This window comes from Rubripirellula tenax, assembly GCF_007860125.1.
Classification (GTDB): Bacteria; Planctomycetota; Planctomycetia; order Pirellulales; family Pirellulaceae; genus Rubripirellula; species Rubripirellula tenax.
Genome location: NZ_SJPW01000004.1, coordinates 477,069 through 494,877, shown reverse-complemented (window position 1 = coordinate 494,877; position 17,809 = coordinate 477,069). Strand labels below are relative to the sequence as shown.

Below are 17,809 nucleotides of genomic sequence, written 5' to 3'. Positions count from 1 at the left end.
CATGCAACGTTTGACTTCAGTCTTTGGGCTGCTGTTCTGTGGCTTCGCCGCAGGGGCTGATCGTCCCAACGTGATCCTGATTGTTACCGATGATCAGGGGTACGGTGACATGTCGTGTCATGGAAACCCATGGTTGAAAACGCCTAGTTTGGACCGCCTCGCCGCCGAAGGTGCTCAGCTTGAAGACTATCACGTCGATCCCGTTTGCACACCGACTCGTGCAGCGTTGATGACGGGGCGGTATTCTTCGCGTGTGGGTGCATGGGCGGTGACCGAGGGTCGGCAATTGTTGAGCGCCGATGAAGCGACCATGGCCGATTTGTTTGCCGGAGTCGGTTATCGAACGGGCATGTTCGGCAAATGGCACCTCGGTGATACGTGGCCCTACGCGCCACGGTTTCGCGGCTTTCAAAATGTTGTTCGGCATCTTGCCGGCGGGATTGATGAAATCGGTAACCCGATCGGCAACGACTATTTCGATGACACGTACTACCGAAATGGAAAACCGGAAAAGATCCTCGGATACTGCACAGATGTCTTTTTCGCAGAGTGCGAGAGGATGATCTCCGAGCCATCCGAGCAGCCTTTCTTTGTGTACTTGCCGCTCAACGCGATGCACGGCCCGCACACGGTCGCTGAAAAATACTCGGTTCCTTTCAGGGCAGAAGGCCATTCTGAAAACCGTTCAAAGTTCTTCGGCCAGATCATCAACTTTGATGAAAACCTTGGCCGCCTGTTGGACCTTCTTGAGTCACGAAAGGTCGCCGACGAAACGATCGTGATCTTCATGGGCGACAACGGCACTGCGGAAGGGGCCAATGGTCGGTTTCCGGATGACGGACACAACGCGGGAATGCGAGGAAAGAAGGGGTCAGTTTACGAAGGAGGGCATCGCGTCGCCTGCTTTGTGCGTTGGCCGGCGAGACTGCAAGCGGGACGCAAGATCCACGCGTTGACCTCGTGTCGTGATTGGCTACCGACGCTGATCGATTGGTGCAATTTGGATGCCGTGAACCTGAAACGCTTCGATGGCCAGAGTCTCGCACCCTTGTTGGAGGGCACTGTGGATGATTGGCCAGATCGCACGATGTTTGTCGAACGACAAAGTGATCGGCCGGCACTTGAAGCATCCGTGAAAGGACGTGGCCAGTATCCTCACTATGCGATGCTTTCCGAGAAGTGGCGAATGGTTGACGGCGAGATCTACGATATCGACAACGACCCAGGGCAATCGACAGACCTTTCTGCACAGCATCCCAACGTGGTCGCCGATATGCGATCTAAATATGAAGAATACTTCGCCGATGTGTTTGCAGACGATGTTGATTACGAACGATTTCAGATCGGGGTGGCTGAAGAAAACCCGACACGATTGACGGTTCGCGATTGGCACCCGACCGATGGAAACGTGATATGGAAACAGGAGCAACTCGGCGACGATTTACTTGAGATCAACGGATTCTGGGCCGTGAATGTCGTCCGAGCCGGCCGCTACCAAGTACGTTTGTCACGATTCCCCACGGACGCGCCCGCCCCGATGGGTGCAACAAACGCGAGGATTCGCATCGGTGACATCGACGCGGCGCAGTCGATCAATTCTGATGACACTTCCGTATTGTTTGATGTTGAATTGCCCGCTGGCAATGCGTTGCTACAGAGTTGGTTGTCGGACGATAGAACCAGCACACGACGTGGCGCCTACTTTGCTGATATCCAATTGATGGAAAAGTTAGACCAACCCCGATGAAGACTCTGGCGATGAATGTACGACAAATCCGAATAGCAGTCGCAATGCTCTGCGGAGTTTTTTTGCCTATTTCCGCCTCGCGGTCGATCGCCCAGCATTCGACGGATGCTGTGACCATCAGCGCAGAAGGTGAAAAGCAAAAGGCCATCCATGACTATCTCTTTGACACGTTTGCCGAAAGTCGAAAAACGGTCTACCAAGGAAACGGTCGAGGCCGTGGTCTCAAGGAATTGACGATCTTGGAGCAAACCCAGCAAATCCATGATCGCGACGAGATTGAGCTTCCCGAGGGAACCGAGCGAGTTGCTGGACTGTTTCGCCACTTCGGATTTCATGGTGCAGACTTAGATCGAATCAAAGAAGTTCACGTCTTTCCGTTTTCACCCGACGTCGCACCTCCGCGTAGTGTGCAGGTGAAAGACTTTTATCGTGTGCAGATGCCTTCGATTCCGAACAGCGATGAACCACCCCAGCGAATGAAAATCCGGTTTTTGATGAAAGACAAGGACTCGGTTTGTCGAATTGATGACCTCGTCTTTTTCGCTCAGAACGCTATTTCACCAGATTTTGATACCATTCCATTTCGCGACCTGGGTTCCGAGTTTCCTCGCGAGCGAGTCGTGGTCAACGTTGACACAGATCATGAACTGTCGATTGGCGGAACATCCGAATTGCAGCGAGATCGATGGTTTCGGATGCATGAGACGCCGGGGGTGGTTGACCAGTCGTTCGAGCAATGGGCATCGGATCACAATTTTTTGCCGGGTCGAGGTGCGTTCAAATTCAATCCCGCCCTCACACGCGGTTGGAAGAAGGATGCCGAAACGCTTCAAGAACAAAAGGACAAGCCGGGTGCCGCTGACCTGACCTTCTTTGATCGATATGACGCGGGCGAGCGTCAACGCAAAACGATTCCAGCGTGGCAGCATGAACCCTACGCGATGTGTTTCAATGATTGGCCCGAGTTCATGTCGGTTCCCTTGGTGGGTCGTGGGACGCCGCGAGTCGAGCGTTTTGATGATGCTGCGGAACTTGCGGCCGCGTACGTTGTCGATCAGATCAAGGACGGCGGATCGACGGCGGCTTGGTGGGAAGTGAAGAACGAAAGCAGTGTCCAGTCCGAGTGGGCACACCATTGGCAGGAAAAGCAAGGCATTGATGGCTGGGGCCTCTTGGCCGATTTCCACAATCGCGTTGCCGACGCCGTTCATTCGGTTGCCCCCGAAGTCAAAGTCGGTGGACCCTCATCGGCCTACATGCAGCTTCAAGCAGGCGACTTCGGGCTGTACCAGAATCAGGCTCGATTCATCAAAGAGACTCGCGGAAAGCTCGACTTCTTTTCGCACCGCTTTTACGAAAACGCATTGATGTTGGGGGCTCACGAGCGGCGTGGGCTCGGGTACTCCAACTACTTGCTCGGTCGGTACGAGGCGATCTTGGACATGCTGCGTGCCGAGATGCACCGCGTCGACAACGTGTTGCCGATTTTGATAACGGAAACTGGATCGCTGCAAAACGGACGCCAACCGTCGGACAATTGGTTACGGCTTTATGCGTGGAACGCTTACTTGACCAAGTCGATGCAACGGCCAGACCAGATCGAGATGTTCGTGCCTTTTATCTTCTTGCACATGGCTTGGAATCCCAACAGCGGTGACGCCGCTTTTGCGCCGAAAGAGGATCGAGAGCGGCATCGATCGTTCGAAGACTTTGAGCCGACGACGATCGCCCATTACTTCGATCTTTGGAAAGACTTTGATGGCCGCCGGTTACCGGTTGCCTTTGATCGGGATTGGTTGGATGTTGTTGCCGTGCATGATGGAAGCCGCATTTCGCTTGCAGTGACCAACATGGGTGGTCGTCAGATTGCGATCGACTTGTCCGATTTAGCGGCCAAAGTCAGTGCGACCGGTGTGATGCAGACTCGCTTGAACTACTCGGGCGGCGAGGTGGTTTTCGCGCCAGAACATTCCGTCGACGTGGCGGCCGTTCCAGTTGACGTGAATGAAACGACTGTCATTCGAATTGGATTGCCAAAGCCGATCGAGACGTCTGGCACGTTGCAGTTGGATCGGATTTACGCTTCCGAAACCGCCGTTGCGACGGCAAGCGGACCTTCATCGTTTCAAGTCAGGATCGACGATCCGAAATCAATCCGTTTCGCCAAGCTGATTGTTGGCATCCATCGCGGTGGAGGCGTCACCGAGCCGCTTGATGTGAAGGTCAATGAAACGCCCATCACCGTGGACTTGGGTGACGCCGGCGAATTCAGTGAGTTCTTCGCTCCGTTGGATGCACCGCTATCACCATCGACTCTGCGTAGTACCAACCAGATCATGATCACGGCGCAAGACGGTGCGACCATCACGTCTGTTCAGATCGTTACCCATCGGAAGCTGCCGTAGGGCGGACTGCCCGTTTGCCTTCTGCAGCTTTTTCGCCCAGCACAACAAAGGATATCTCGCCAATGAAGTCTTTCTTCGCATCATTGATTTTGCTGCTCAGCATCGGAAATTGTCTTGCCGACGAACTGCCGAACATCGTTCTGATCATGGCAGACGACATGGGATACGCGGACGCCGGGTTTACTGGCGCCACCGACATTCAGACGCCCAATCTGGATGCGTTGGCTGCTTCCGGAGTGACTTTCACCAGCGGCTACGTGACGCACCCGTACTGTGGTCCCAGTCGCGCGGGATTGCTATCCGGTCGATATCAGCAGCGTTTCGGTTTCGAGACCAATCCGGCGTACGACCCCAGCAATCCTTACTTGGGGATTGATCCAAGCGTGACGCTTTTCCCCAAGCGTCTGCAGAAGGCCGGATATCGAACAGGCGTGATTGGCAAGTGGCACCTCGGTGCGGCCGCTCCCTTTCATCCCAACAAGCGAGGCTTTGACTATTTTTACGGATTCCTCGGTGGAGGCCATGACTATTTTAAAATCGACCTTCGTGATCCCGTGAAGGAAGGTTACACGCAGGCGCTGGAACGAAACGGAAAGCCGGCAGAGTTCGAAGGGTATTTGACGACGGCGCTCAGCATCGATGCCGCCGATTTTGTCAGTTCAAGTAAGGACGCACCCTTCTTTCTTTACCTCGCCTTCAACGCGCCGCACGCACCGTTGCAAGCACCGGCCGAGGCGATTGCTAAATATTCGAGCATCCAAGATGGAAAGCGCCGACGATATGCCGCGATGGTCGATGTGATGGACGCGGGGATCGGACAGGTTCTCACCGCACTGGAGAAAAATAGCTTACGCGAAAACACCCTGGTCTTCTTTTTAAGTGACAACGGTGGTCCGCAACCGACCCAATCGGAACCGGGAAAATGGAATGGATCTTCGAATGCGCCGTTCCGCGGTGGAAAGGGGAACCTCTACGATGGCGGTGTCCACGTTCCGTTCATTGCTTCGTGGCCGGCAAAGATCAAGCCAGGCACTGTCTATCATAAGCCTGTTATCTCATTGGATATCGCCGCAACGGCGGTAGCGGTGGCTGGCAATGAATCTCAACCGGCCAGTTTGATGGAAGGGGCCAACTTGATCCCGTTGCTCGATCAGTCAAGCGATAACTTCGCACATGAGTTTTTGTACTGGCGAGAAGGTGGGGTTCGTTGGTCGATTTTGGATAGGAAGCGAACCAAACATGTCGCCGACAAGGCGGGTGGCAAATCGGAGCTGTTTCATTTGCCAGCCGACGCATCTGAAAAGAACAATCGTGTCACCGAGGAACGAGCGTTGGCGGATCAACTTCGCAACCATTGGCTATCTTGGGACAAAGCGAATGTAGCCAGTCGAATCGGCAACTACCATCAATACCACCAACATCGTGATCAATTTTTCATCGACTCGATTCCAGGGCAGGCGACCGCCGAAGGGTACTCGCCGACCCCGGTCCCCACGTTCAAATAGTATTTTTCGATCGTTACCGATCCACGCAATCCATCCGAAGAACATAAGCACTATGAGACTTCACCATTTTCGATCGCTCTTAGCTTTCGTCGTTGTTCCGTTTGCACTTACTTTCATCAACAGCGTGGCGAGTGCGGTGGAAACGGTCCAGCATCGCACAGGTGAAGTCGCATCGGCTCATCAGTGGGAAGTCATCGACATCGGCTTCCAAGTCGAAACGGTTGCCAGCCAACCTGTCGACGTCAAGTTTTCGGCGACATTCACGAACGATTCGGGTGACCGATTGGAAGTGCCTGGTTTCTTTGACGGGAACAAGGACTATGTGATTCGATTCACATCATCGTTCGCTGGCAGATGGAGTTACGTGACCCATTCCGACGTTGGCGAATTGGACGGAAAAACCGGAGGCATCGATGTCGCTGCGGCTCAGCAAGGCCGCAATGGTGGAGTCGTCATTGATCCGAACGCAGCCCGTCAATTTCGGTATGAAAACGGCACAAGCTACTACCCGATCGCATTCGAGTGTGATTGGCTGTTTGCTTTGGATGCGGAAAATGCAACCGACATCCCCAACACACGCTCGTTCGTCGATTCGCTTGCCAAGGACGGGTTCAATCAAATCGTGATGAATGTGTTCGCGTACGACGTGAATTGGAAAAAGGACGAGCGACTGCGACCCGAGCATGAGTACGGCCACCCGAAGGTTTTCCCGTTTGGCGGCAACAACAATTCGCCTGACCATTCACAGATCAATGTCGACTATTTCAAACGCCTGGATCGCGTCATCGAGTATCTGGATCAAAAGGGAATCGTCGCCCACCTGATGATCTACGTTTGGAACAAAGAGGTGAATTGGCCGGCGGCGAACTCCGACGCGGACAATCGTTACTTTGACTACGTCGTGCGACGGTACCAAGCGTATCCCAACATCGTTTGGGATGTCTCGAAAGAGGCACTTGGATATGGTCACACTGATGTGAACTATATCCACCAGCGAATCGAGCGGCTTAGGCAGGGCGACGCATTCAAACGTCTGATCACGGTTCACGACTACAGCTACTGCAATCGATTTCAAGAGAACGTCGACTTCGTCTCGGTTCAGTTGTGGAGTTCGGAACTGTACAGCGTCATGCGAAACGTTTGTGAAAGGATCCCGGGAAAGCCGATTCTTAACATCGAGCATGGCGGGTACGAGAAAGGGCCGTACGTGGTTTTCACAGGTAACTACACTTCCCCCGAGGTTTGTTTGGAACGAGCGTGGCAGTGCGTGTTTGCCGGAACCTACCCGACGCATTATTGGCAGGGAGCGGCATGGAACGCGATCATCGCCGACATCGAATCGCTTGCGCCCGAGGATCGGCCAAGACTGGATTACTATCGCCACATGCGTGCCTTTGTCGACAAGTACGATGTCGGTCGCTTAAAAGCCGGCGACAAAATGAGCAATGCCGGATTCTGTTTACACAATGGTGATCAGCTCTATGTCTACTATGTTCCTAAGGAATGCGATTTCATCGGGATCAAGCTTCCTAAAGAACTAATGGGCCGTACCATGAGAGGAACGTGGTTCAATCCGTTCGACGGAACCTACGACAATCCCGTCGACAAAGAGATTGTTCAATGGCCGGCGTTCGAAGTACCGATCGGTGAAGGATTTAGGATTCTCGTCTTAAAATTTCAGCCCACCGTGCAGGTCGAGTAAACTATCGGAGATAGCAGAACGCGTTTTTTCGTTCGAAGGTCCCCCATTCTGAATCGTCATGATGCCATTCACCAAACCGATAGTCGTTGTTGCCTTTGCTCTGGCTTTTCTGGTTCGTACAACCGCCATCGCCGAGCAGCCGAACATCATCTTCTTGTTTGCCGATGACCAGAATATCAGCTCGGTCGGATGCTATGGAAACGACGAGGTCCAGACGCCCAACATGGATCAGTTGGCCCGTGATGGAGTCGTCTTTGATCGGCACTACAACACGACGGCGATCTGCATGGCCAGTCGTGCGAACGTGTTCACCGGGATGTACGAGTACAAGACGGGGACGAATTTCAGCCACGGCAACATGAAGCCCGAGGTGTGGCAAAACTCGTACCCGGTGCTGTTGCGAAAGGCCGGATACATGACCGCCTTTGCGGGGAAGTTTGGGATCGTCGTCGAAGGCCGCGGGCTGTGCGCGGACGACTTTGACTTGTGGGGCGGAGGTCCGGGCCAGACTGATTACGCAACCAAGCGAAACAAGTCGATGTCCAAATACGCCAAGCAATACCCGCATTCCACGTTGTCCTACGGCGCGTTTGGGCAAGACGCCATTCGCGAAGCGGTGAAGCAAGATAAGCCGCTTTGCCTTTCGATCAGTTTCAAGGCTCCGCACAAGCCGGCCACTCCCGATCCGTCGTTCGATCATGTTTACGCGGGAAAGAAATTTACCAAGCCCGCTAATTTCGGTCGCGAGGCGGGCGAGCATCTTTCGATGCAGAGCAAGCAGGGCCGTCAGTATCCGCGATTCACCGAGTGGAAATACGACACCGACTATGACGGTGAAATGGCAAAGTACTATCAGCAGGTCTACGCCATCGACGTCGCTGTTGGAATGATTCGAGACGAATTGACCAAGCAAGGCATCGCCGACAATACGGTCATCTTCTATACCAGCGACAACGGCTACATTTGCGGCGCCCATGGATACGGGTCGAAGGTGTTGCCGATGGAAGAGTCGTCGCGCGTGCCGCTAATGATCTACGATCCGCGAAGCCCATCGGCGGGTAAGCAAATTCGAAGTGCCTCGCTGACGGGAAACATCGACTTCGCGCCGACGATTTTGGAGTTGGCGGGAGTGGCGATCCCCGGCAACATGGATGGCGTCAGCCTGCGACCGCTGCTGGACGATCCGAGTGTGGATGTCCGTGATCAGCTTGCTTTCATCAATACGTTTGACAAAGCTCCCACGCACAGCCTTAGCGTCATGACGAAGCAATCGAAGTACACCTATTGGTGGTACGGCGATGCGAAGATGGAACCTACCGAAGAATTTTTCGATCTGGTTGGTGACCCGCTAGAGATGACCAACCTCGCCACCGATCCAAAAGCCAGTTCGTCTTTGGCAAAGATGCGAGATCGGTACGATGCCGAACTGAAGCGATGGAAGGAAAACGTTGTTCCCTACAACGGCTATACGCCTTACGGGACGTTGTTTGATCGCTTGATACCGCCGTCCGAGAAGAATGTTGCAACATTGAGAGCGAAAAAATAACGGCAGCGTCAGGGCATTGGCGGGATGCAGGGCATTAGCGGGATGCCTGGAACCAGAGTCTCGTCAGCGCACGAAAAAAGCCACTGCGGGGATCCGCCGGTGGCTTCGTTCTTTGATTTCTTGGCGATCGACTACTTGGCGATTGCCTTGACGATTTTGTTGAGACGGCGCTTGGTGCGATCGGCTGTGTTTTGGTGCAGCAGGTTCTTCGCAGCGGCTTGGTCGATCCTCTTCTGAGCGATTCGCAACTCGGCTTGAGCAGCATCGCTGTCGCCAGCCTTCACAGCGTCACGGACGCGACGAAGTTGGCCACGCAGGGTGCTTCGCTTGGCACGGTTGCTGATGCGGAGTTTTTCGTTTTGGCGAAGTCGTTTTTTCGCGCTCGCGGTGTTTGGCATGTCTTGGGGACGCGGCGATGCGTCAATGTTTAAGGTGAAACGTGGTTCTTAGGGCTGCGTAGTATGCCAATCGATTGGCCTCCTGTCCAGAGTCACCCAAAAAAGCGCAGAATAGGTGTCTATGAGCCAAGGAAAAGTCTATTTGATCGGTGCCGGCCCCGGCGATCCCGGGCTATTGACGCTGCGCGGTGCCGAATTGCTGCGGCGGTGCGATGTCGTGCTGTACGACGGCCTTAGCAATCCCGATTTGCTGGCCCACGCGGCCCGTGCAGAGCACATTAGCGTCGGAAAACACGGCCAAACACGGATTTGGAAGCAATCCGAGATTATCGATGAAATGTTGGCTCACGCCCGAGCCGGACGCATCGTGGCCCGATTGAAAGGCGGCGATCCGGCCGTATTTGCCCGAACGGCCGAGGAAGTGGACGCCCTGCGGGACGCGAGAATCGAGTTCGAAATCGTCCCTGGAATCACAGCAGCCTTGGCGGCGGGGTCTTTCGCTGGTATCCCGGTCACCCACCGTGGCCTAGCTTCCGCGGTTGCCCTGGTCACCGGCCACGAGGAGCCCGAAAAGACTCAGTCGGCCCTCGACTGGGACGCTTTGGCCCGTTTCCCAGGCACGCTAGTGGTCTACATGGGCGTCACCACGGCAGAGGTCTGGTCCGGATCGCTGATCGCCGCCGGCAAACCGGCCGATACGCCCGTCGCTCTGGTCCGGCGTTGCAGTTTGCCAGACCAGCAGACGATCCATTGTCGTCTGGACGAGGTTGCCGATCGATTGACTCCTGCCAGCAAGTTCCGGCCGCCAGTGATCATCATCATTGGACCGGTGACTCGATTGGCCGAATCGATGGATTGGGTGTCTCGTCGTCCGCTGTTCGGGCAAACCGTGATGGTCACTCGGCCCATCGGACAATCCGAATCGATGGCCGCCTCACTAAGAGAATGGGGCGCCGAAGTGATCGTTCAACCGGCCATTGAAATCGCCGCTCCCGATGACTGGACTGCGACGGACTCGGTGGTCGGGCAACTGGATGGCTTCGACTATGTGGTGTTCTGTAGCCACAACGGCGTTCAATTTTTTCTAGACAGGATGATTCAGCTTGGCCTCGACTTGCGGGCGCTAGCCGGGATTCGCATCGCGGTCGCAGGCGCAAAAACGGCATCGTCTTTGGCTGACTATCACTTGATTGCCGACATCGTCCCCACCGACTTTCGTGCCGAGTCATTGGCCACCGAATTGGCAGGCGAAGTGTCGGGCAAGCGCGTCTTGATCGTCCGCGCCGATCGAGGCCGAGATGTGCTGCCCGATCGATTGACCATGGCGGGTGCCGTGGTTACCGAAATAGCGGCGTACCAAAATCGAGACATCACCTCGGTCGATTCAAAGCTTGCCGCTCGCGTCGATGCCGGTGAAGTTGATTGGGTTACCGTCACCAGCAGCGCCAGCGCGGCAAACTTGCATCGCATGTTTGGCGAGTCTTTGCACCAATGCAAGTTGGTTAGCCTTTCACCGGTCACATCGGGAACGTTGCGAGACCTCGGTCATGTTGTGGCCGCCGAAGCGAATCCCCACACCATCGATTCGATGATCGACCTGATCGTGCAAGGTCATCCGTTTAGAAAAAATAGTTGCGACGATGATTCGGTGTCCAGCTAAAAGAAATCAACGCGTGTCAGAGCCTCACGGGTTCCCCCCGACCTGTTTCGTCCTCCATCCGAGTATTCAGGAATCATCCATGATCCCGAAACCTTACAAGCAAATGCATCAGTCTTATCCAGAGTTGATGCAAGCCTACGAAGCGTTTGGCAAAGCAGCCAAAGAAGCGGGACCGCTATCGGAACGCGAAGTCGCGTTGGTCAAGTTGGCGGTTTCGATCGGGTCTGGGCTCGAAGGCGCCGCGCACTCGCATTGTCGCAAGGCACTCGAGGCAGGGTGTACACCGGCCGAGCTTCGACACGTCGCCGTCGTTTCGGCGCCAACGATTGGATTTCCAACCATGATGCGAGCCCGGTCTTGGGTCGAAGATGTGCTGACAAAGTATGAAGCATGACGGGCCGGTTGTTGGGCGTTGTGCTTTGCGGTGGCCGGTCGGCGCGAATGGGGCGCGACAAGTCTTCGCTGCGACGGGCCGATGGCGGCACGTTCTTGAAGCATGCCATCGATCGACTCGGATGTCTTTGTGACCAAGTCATCATCAGTGGTGATGCGAAGTTACCAGGCATCGTTTCCATCGCTGATCCGGTCGCACATCGTGGTCCCGTTGTTGGTATCGCCGAGTCACTAGAATATGCATCTGAGCACGATTTCGCGGCCTGCTTCTTCACTCCGGTCGACGTTCCCGAATTGACGGTCGCAGACTTGCTGTCACTGAAGTCTGCATGGCTGGAATCGAATAAAACCACCCTTGCCATTTCGGAACGCATGGAACCTCTCGTCGGGATCTATCCGGTCACCCTACTAGAAACGATCGAGCGATTGACCGAAAGCGAAGACCGTAGTCTGTTTCGATATTTTAAACGCGACCCAGCGATGATCCAAACGGTTGCCGTGGATCGAACCCGCTGTCGCAATATCAACACTCCCGAAGATCTGGAAGACCATGGCCGGTAAGTTTGCATTCGACCATCCCGACGATGCGCTGCGAGCGATCGCGGAAAAACTATCGATCGTGGGGATCGAAAAAAGTCTCGCCACGACCTGCGGTGGTGGACGTGTGTTCGCCGAACCCGTGGTCGCTGATCGCGACAGTCCAGCAGCCGACGTTTCCGCGATGGACGGCTACGCTATCCGTATCGGCCATTTGCAAGGCGATGCACCGGTGAAAGTCGCTGGGCAAGCCGTGCCGGGATCGCCGCCACCATCGATGCCTGCAGAAGGCGTCGTCCAGATCTTCACCGGCGCGATCATTCCCAAGGGCGCCGAAGCCGTCGTCAAGCGGGAAGATACCATCGAAAGCGGTGGAGTCATCACGTTTCGCGATGTGGCATTGCAGACTTCGCTTGGGGAAAATATCCGTCGCGCTGGCGAGAACGCTGCCGCGGGTAGCCAGGTCATCGCAGCAGGCAAGCAAATGACTGCCGCCGATCGTGCCGTGGCGATCAATTTCAGTTGCTTCGGCAGCGACTTTTTCATGCCCGTTAAAGTTGGTGTGATCACGACGGGCGACGAGGTGGGAATATTCTTGAAGGATCGACCCCAGCCTTGGCAACTGCAAAACAGCAATCAATTTGCGCTCGGCGGGTTGCTGGCGCAGAAACCCTGGATCGAACACGTTTCCAGCGATCATTGTGGCGATCAAAAATCGGCACTCGCTGACGCGATCGCGGCCACCTTAAAAACTTGCGATGTCATCTTGATGACTGGTGGTGTATCGATGGGTGACTACGACTACGTGCCAGATGTGGTTCGCGAGGTGGGTGGCGATATCGTCTTTCACGGATTGCCGATCCGGCCGGGCAAGCCGATCCTTGGTGCCGCGACGAACGATGGGAAATTGATACTCGGTTTGCCGGGGAATCCCGTTAGCGCGACGATCGGCTGTCGACGGATGGCATTGCCGTTGATCGCAAAGAAAAGCGGACAAACAAGTTGGTTGCCTCGACAGGCCGTCGTTCGTCTTGCCAATCCCGGCGATAAAACCTTGCCGATGCATTGGATGCGTTTGGTACGATTGACCGACCATGGAACTGCCGAAGTGATTGACAGCCAAGGTTCCGGTGATTTGGTTTCGATGTCACAGAGCGACGGTTTCGTCGAAGTTTCCCCGAATAACACCGATAGCCACACCGACGTGCCGTGGCCGTTTTACCCGTGGTAGACTTGATCGTTGCGGTGCGAGCACGCCGACGGTTGGCAATGACCGGCAGGGTTCCCAATGCGGACGCAGGGCTGAGTTCAACATCATGCAAGTGAACGTGAATCCGTATCAACCAGCTCGCGGTGTTTCAGATGCGTTGGCCGACGACGCTAGCAGTCACGTCAGTCTGCGGCTGACCAAATCGGTGATTCGTAAGGCCGAAGATCAATACTTGTTGCGTCTTCATATGATGCGATTGTCGATCGGATCGATTGCGATGATTTTCGCTAGCTTGATTCTGGTTGCAACGATGGCGAGTCAGGGGCTGATCATGTTTTTGATCGGAGTCTTCGCTTCGCTGGCTGGTTCGACGCTGGGGTATCTGGCGCTCGTGCATCACTCGAAAGTGCGAGTGCGGAAAAGGATCTTCGAATTTGGCTTGGTCGCGGGTGCGGATTGCGAAGTCCGATCAAACAAGGATCAGTTGACGTTGATTTCGCCGGCCGGTGAATTCCATTGGCCCAATTCGGTGGTCAAAGTCCATGCAAGCGGCAGCGGCTTGCTGGCGTGTCCCGAAGCGATGATGTTCGTTTACGTTCCCAAGCAAAGCCAATTTCACGACGAGAGTTACAAAAACTTTCGCAAACGAGTCGTCGCTCGGTCGGCACGCTAAATCATGCCAGGATTTCTTCGACGACCGTCCCGTGTACGTCCGTCAAACGGAAGTCTCGACCTGCGTATTGGTATGTCAAACGTTCATGATCGAGTCCCATCAAGTGCAAAATGGTTGCGTGCCAATCATGAATGTGGCAAGGGTTTTCGACCGCTTCGTAGCCGTGTTCGTCGGTGGCCCCGTAGCTGAAGCCACCCTTCACGCCACCGCCCGCCATCCAGGTCGTGTAGCCCTTGTTGTTGTGGTTGCGTCCATCGGGGCCTTGGGCTGCCGGCGTTCGTCCGAATTCCCCGCCCCAAATCACCAGTGTGTCTTCGAGCAAGTTGCGTTGCTTAAGGTCTTGCAGCAAGCCGGCAATCGGTTGGTCACAGGCCTCGGCACGTGCCTTGTGGTCGGTCGTCAAACGAACGTGTTGGTCCCAATTGCCGTGTGTGACTTCGACGAACCGCACGCCGGCTTCGACGAACCGCCGGGCCAGCAAGCACTGTTTGCCAAAGCCGTCGGTCGGTCCACCGTCGATACCGTACATCGCCAACGTTTTTTCAGATTCGCCGGACGTATCCATCAATTCTGGCATCGTGTCCTGCATCCGGAAAGCCAATTCGTAGGACTCGATGACGCCTTCGACGCCTGGATTCACCCCATCGCGATCTTGCTTTTCTTGATTGAGAGTCTGGATAAAATCAATCTGTTTTCGTTGGTCTGTTTTCGACAGTTTTGGATTCTTGATGTCAGGGACCGATTGGCTTGATGTCCCCTGAAAAAACCTGGACGTCGCAGGCCCAGCCGGTCCGCCAACCTTGGTTCCCGAGTAGATCGCCGGCAAGAACGAACTGCCATAGTTTCGGGACGTACCTGACGGTGGACTGAGCGACACGAACCCCGGCAACGAATCGTTCTCGGTTCCCAATCCGTAAAGTGTCCATGCACCAAGAGACGGTCGAATGAATTGAGCCGTGCCGGTGTGCATCTGTGTCATCGCACCCGGGTGAACCGGTTGGTCGCACTGCATCGACCGGATCAACGAAAGTTCATCGGCGTGTCTTGCGACGTGCGGAAACAGATCCGAAATCCACAAGCCGCTGTCGCCACGTTGCCGAAATTCGAAAGGTGATTTCAGCAATTGGCCGCCGTACTTGCCACGCTTGCCGTGATCGGCGTTCAGTTGCGGCTTGTAATCGAAAGTATCGACGTGCGACGGACCGCCCTGCATGCACAGGAAAATGACCCGTTTGGCGCGAGCGGCAAAATGAGGCGCCTTGGGTGCAAGCGGATTCGTGTTCGCAACAGCCTCTTTCGCGGCGGCCGAATGGCTGATCCCGGCGAACGCCAAGTATCCGAACCCAGCCGAAACATTGCGAAGTGCATCGCGTCGAGAAAATATCATCACGAATCCAAAAGGGTAAGCTGGGGAGTTAGTCGAGGTAGCGAAATTCGGCACACGCAAACAAGCTTTGGCAGACTGCAGCAAGGGGTTGAACCTGACGTGAGCCGCCGTCAGATAGCGATCCCAAGTACTTCATCGTTGCCGCAAGTTCTGTTCCTGTTGGTCGGCGACCCAACGACAACACGAACGCCGCATGGACTTGTGCGGCTGGACGTTGATAAGACTTGGCGATACGAGTCGCCATCGCATCACTTTGGGCAATGACCAGCGGGTTGTTCATCATGAACAACGATTGGTTCGCCGTATTGGATTCTTCGCGGGTTCCGATCACGGCGCTCGGATCGGCAAAGTCGAACACATCCAACGCCCTAGGCAACTCGTCGCGAACGACGGGCAGGTAGACGCTGCGAAACATTGCATCGTTCATGTCCAGCGACCTTGTAATTCGTTGGTACATATCCGCGGTTGAATCGCGACCGTTTTGGAATCCGAAACCAAAACGGCGACGGGCGTTGTTTCGCATGGAATCGCGTGATGCCAACATCATTTTCTGGACCGCTTCTCGCGGGTCGCCTAGGAAGCCACCACGCACGCGGAGGTAACCCGCTTTGGCAACTTCGGAACCGCGCGGCCGATCCAAATCGATGTTTGCGCTGGCGCTAAGCATGGCATCGCGAATCGCTTCGGCATCGAGTCTCCGCACGTTGGCACGCCACAACAGGGTATTATCGGGATCCCGTTCAAAACTCGTTTCGTTGTATGTGGACGCAATTCGGTAAACACGCGACGTAGCGATTTGGCGGATCAATGTCTTGACCGACCATCCCGATTGGGCGAACTCCACCGCCATGTGATCCAGCAGCTCGGGATGGCTTGGCGCGGTGCCGGTCGATCCGAAGTTCTCCGTCGAAGTCACCAAGCCGCGGCCGATCATGTGTTGCCAAACTCGGTTGACCATCACGCGAGCGGTCAGCGAGTTTTCATCGCTGCCGATCCATCTGGCCAATTCCAGTCTTCCGCTTGAATCATCCGCAATCGAAATCGGTTGCTCGACCAACACGCTCGGGATGCCTCGCGGAATCTCTTGGGCGGGCAAGTCGATTTCGCCGCGAACCAGCAACGTCGCGTTCTGTGCCGAGGCCTGTTCTTGCACGCCCATGCAGTAACTTCGTGGCTGACCTTGGTCATCGACGACGGCTAGTTTCGCCGACAATTCGGCGATCTCGTTGTTCAAACGCAGACGGGCTGCTTGACTCTGACCCGATTGCGAACGCATGCTCCGTTGCTGATCGAACTTGTCGTTCATCTGAGCTCGCAAATCTGCCAGCTCGCTGCGCGAGTATCGTTTGTCGTATGGATTCGGGTCTTCCACGGGCAACACGATCAAACTGCTGGTTCGATTGGCTTGAACGGGGCTGAAGTTTCCGAACTCCGACGGCGGATTGCCAAAGTACGTCGTGGCGTTCCGAAAAACGCCAGCCATCGCGTAGTAGTCAGTCTGCGGAATGGGATCAAACTTGTGGTCGTGGCATCGAGCGCACGCGACCGACGTTCCCAGAAACACTCGCGTCGTCGCGTCGATCTGTTCGTCGATCAAGTCGGCAGCAAATTGAATCCGATTCTGTTCGTTCAGATTCTTTGCACCGATCGCTAGGAACGTCGTCGCAATCAACTGCTCGGTCCATTGCCGATCCGTTTTCGCCGGCATCAGGTCTCCGGCGATCTGTTCGGCGGCGAACTGATCGAACGGTTTGTCATCATTGAACGAATCGATCACATAGTCGCGGTAACGCCATGCGTGCGGAAACGTCATGTTGACTTGGCCACCCGTCGATTCGCCGTATCGGGCCACGTCCAACCAGTGCCGGCCCCAGCGTTCGCCGAATGCGTTGCTGGAAAGCAGTTCCTCGACCGTCGCAGCGATCGCCGCATCGGCATCTAGGTTCCAACCACTTGTGAATGCTTCGATTTGCTTCGGTGTCGGCGGAAGTCCGGTCAGGTCAAAACAGAGTCGGCGCAACACCTGTGATGACGTCGCATCGACGGAAAGCGGTAATCCTTTGGCTTCCAAGCCGGCCGCAATGAAGCGGTCGATGTCCGTTTTCGGCCATGCCACATCCGCAACATGGGGTGGCGATATCTGCTGGGGCAAGCGGTAAGCCCAGAATTCTTGTTTGGCCGTCGCAATTTCGTCGGCGGTGATGGACGACTTGAACGTCTCGATCTCGGATTCGCGAGGATCGGGGGCTCCCATTTTGATCCACTGCTCAAAATCCGTGATCTGATCCGCCGTCAGCTTTTTCTTCGGCGGCATCACAAAGTCGTCGTGATGGATCGCGCTAATCAGGAGGCTGTCGTCCGGTTCGAACGGGACCACGGCGGGGCCGCTGCTGCCGCCGAGTAACGAGAACTGTTTCGTGTCCAGTCGCAGGCCCCCGCGGACATTACCGGCTTTTTCCGAGTGACAGCCGTAGCATTCCTTTACCAGCACTGGTCGAATTTTGGTCTCAAAGAAGTTGGTCTGATCGGGTGTCAGGCTCTCGACCGCCGATGAGGGCTGGCTGGTAAGTACCAGAACCGCAAGCGAGACCAATAGACGCTGAACAGACATAATCGAATCCAAACGAGGCGAGTTGCTTGATTTAA

13 protein-coding genes are annotated in these 17,809 nt (G+C 55.3%); 10 read left to right on the top strand and 3 right to left on the bottom strand.

What is annotated here, in order from left to right; genetic code table 11:
- The first annotated feature begins 1 nt into the window (after position 1).
- The 5 genes from Poly51_RS16390 to Poly51_RS16370 all read left to right on the top strand — a co-directional run bounded on the left by Poly51_RS16390 (position 2) and on the right by Poly51_RS16370 (position 8,905).
- Positions 2-1,747: an arylsulfatase gene (locus Poly51_RS16390; RefSeq protein ID WP_146458864.1), complete on the top strand. Its 1,746-nt coding sequence runs from the start codon at positions 2-4 to the stop codon at positions 1,745-1,747.
- Positions 1,748-1,809: 62 nt separating this feature from the next.
- Positions 1,810-4,152 carry a beta-agarase gene (locus Poly51_RS16385; RefSeq protein WP_146458863.1) on the top strand — a complete coding sequence of 781 codons (2,343 nt, stop codon included), beginning with the start codon at positions 1,810-1,812 and terminating at the stop codon, positions 4,150-4,152.
- 62 nt (positions 4,153-4,214) lie between these two features.
- Positions 4,215-5,657, top strand: coding sequence for a sulfatase-like hydrolase/transferase (locus tag Poly51_RS16380; RefSeq protein WP_146458862.1), 1,443 nt, complete (start codon positions 4,215-4,217; stop codon positions 5,655-5,657).
- A 52-nt stretch (positions 5,658-5,709) separates the two neighbouring features.
- A complete protein-coding gene (locus Poly51_RS16375) occupies positions 5,710-7,359 on the top strand; it encodes a DUF5060 domain-containing protein (RefSeq protein ID WP_146458861.1) in 1,650 nt (549 codons plus the stop codon).
- 61 nt (positions 7,360-7,420) lie between these two features.
- Positions 7,421-8,905 carry a sulfatase family protein gene (locus Poly51_RS16370; RefSeq protein WP_246114557.1) on the top strand — a complete coding sequence of 495 codons (1,485 nt, stop codon included), beginning with the start codon at positions 7,421-7,423 and terminating at the stop codon, positions 8,903-8,905.
- Between the two features lie 131 nt (positions 8,906-9,036).
- Here Poly51_RS16370 and rpsT read toward each other — a convergent pair whose 3' ends face one another.
- Positions 9,037-9,303, bottom strand: coding sequence for a 30S ribosomal protein S20 (gene rpsT / locus Poly51_RS16365; protein ID WP_146458859.1), 267 nt, complete (start codon positions 9,301-9,303; stop codon positions 9,037-9,039).
- 121 nt (positions 9,304-9,424) lie between these two features.
- Between rpsT and cobA the strand changes: the two genes are divergently transcribed.
- The 5 genes from cobA to Poly51_RS16340 all read left to right on the top strand — a co-directional run bounded on the left by cobA (position 9,425) and on the right by Poly51_RS16340 (position 13,776).
- Positions 9,425-10,963, top strand: a complete 1,539-nt coding sequence (cobA, locus tag Poly51_RS16360) for a uroporphyrinogen-III C-methyltransferase (RefSeq protein ID WP_146458858.1) — start codon at positions 9,425-9,427, stop codon at positions 10,961-10,963.
- A 79-nt stretch (positions 10,964-11,042) separates the two neighbouring features.
- Positions 11,043-11,357: a carboxymuconolactone decarboxylase family protein gene (locus tag Poly51_RS16355; RefSeq protein ID WP_186775602.1), complete on the top strand. Its 315-nt coding sequence runs from the start codon at positions 11,043-11,045 to the stop codon at positions 11,355-11,357.
- Positions 11,354-11,917, top strand: coding sequence for a molybdenum cofactor guanylyltransferase (mobA, locus tag Poly51_RS16350; RefSeq protein WP_146458857.1), 564 nt, complete (start codon positions 11,354-11,356; stop codon positions 11,915-11,917). Before Poly51_RS16355 ends, mobA begins: the two co-directional genes overlap by 4 nt.
- The gene (locus Poly51_RS16345) at positions 11,907-13,124 is read left to right on the top strand and encodes a molybdopterin molybdotransferase MoeA (protein ID WP_146458856.1); all 1,218 of its coding nucleotides are present in this window, start codon (positions 11,907-11,909) and stop codon (positions 13,122-13,124) included. Before mobA ends, Poly51_RS16345 begins: the two co-directional genes overlap by 11 nt.
- A gap of 85 nt (positions 13,125-13,209) precedes the next feature.
- On the top strand, positions 13,210-13,776 hold the full coding sequence (locus Poly51_RS16340) for a hypothetical protein (protein WP_146458855.1): 567 nt from the start codon (positions 13,210-13,212) through the stop codon (positions 13,774-13,776).
- Between the two features lies 1 nt (position 13,777).
- On the opposite strand, the gene Poly51_RS16335 is transcribed toward Poly51_RS16340, so the two are convergent.
- The gene (locus Poly51_RS16335; RefSeq protein ID WP_146458854.1) at positions 13,778-15,163 is read right to left on the bottom strand and encodes a DUF1501 domain-containing protein; all 1,386 of its coding nucleotides are present in this window, start codon (positions 15,161-15,163) and stop codon (positions 13,778-13,780) included.
- 28 nt (positions 15,164-15,191) lie between these two features.
- The gene (locus Poly51_RS16330) at positions 15,192-17,774 is read right to left on the bottom strand and encodes a PSD1 and planctomycete cytochrome C domain-containing protein (protein ID WP_146458853.1); all 2,583 of its coding nucleotides are present in this window, start codon (positions 17,772-17,774) and stop codon (positions 15,192-15,194) included.
- Positions 17,775-17,809 lie beyond the last annotated feature (35 nt).

What these genes read in the sequence shown, in the direction of transcription:
- Poly51_RS16390 (WP_146458864.1), top strand. Translation starts at nt 2, where the DNA reads ATGCAACGTTTGACTTCAGTCTTTGGGCTGCTGTTCTGTGGCTTCGCC.
- Poly51_RS16380 (WP_146458862.1), top strand. Translation starts at nt 4,215, where the DNA reads ATGAAGTCTTTCTTCGCATCATTGATTTTGCTGCTCAGCATCGGAAAT.
- Poly51_RS16375 (WP_146458861.1), top strand. Translation starts at nt 5,710, where the DNA reads ATGAGACTTCACCATTTTCGATCGCTCTTAGCTTTCGTCGTTGTTCCG.
- Poly51_RS16370 (WP_246114557.1), top strand. Translation starts at nt 7,421, where the DNA reads ATGCCATTCACCAAACCGATAGTCGTTGTTGCCTTTGCTCTGGCTTTT.
- rpsT (WP_146458859.1), bottom strand. Translation starts at nt 9,303, where the DNA reads ATGCCAAACACCGCGAGCGCGAAAAAACGACTTCGCCAAAACGAAAAA.
- cobA (WP_146458858.1), top strand. Translation starts at nt 9,425, where the DNA reads ATGAGCCAAGGAAAAGTCTATTTGATCGGTGCCGGCCCCGGCGATCCC.
- Poly51_RS16355 (WP_186775602.1), top strand. Translation starts at nt 11,043, where the DNA reads ATGATCCCGAAACCTTACAAGCAAATGCATCAGTCTTATCCAGAGTTG.
- mobA (WP_146458857.1), top strand. Translation starts at nt 11,354, where the DNA reads ATGACGGGCCGGTTGTTGGGCGTTGTGCTTTGCGGTGGCCGGTCGGCG.
- Poly51_RS16345 (WP_146458856.1), top strand. Translation starts at nt 11,907, where the DNA reads ATGGCCGGTAAGTTTGCATTCGACCATCCCGACGATGCGCTGCGAGCG.
- Poly51_RS16340 (WP_146458855.1), top strand. Translation starts at nt 13,210, where the DNA reads ATGCAAGTGAACGTGAATCCGTATCAACCAGCTCGCGGTGTTTCAGAT.
- Poly51_RS16335 (WP_146458854.1), bottom strand. Translation starts at nt 15,163, where the DNA reads ATGATATTTTCTCGACGCGATGCACTTCGCAATGTTTCGGCTGGGTTC.
- Poly51_RS16330 (WP_146458853.1), bottom strand. Translation starts at nt 17,774, where the DNA reads ATGTCTGTTCAGCGTCTATTGGTCTCGCTTGCGGTTCTGGTACTTACC.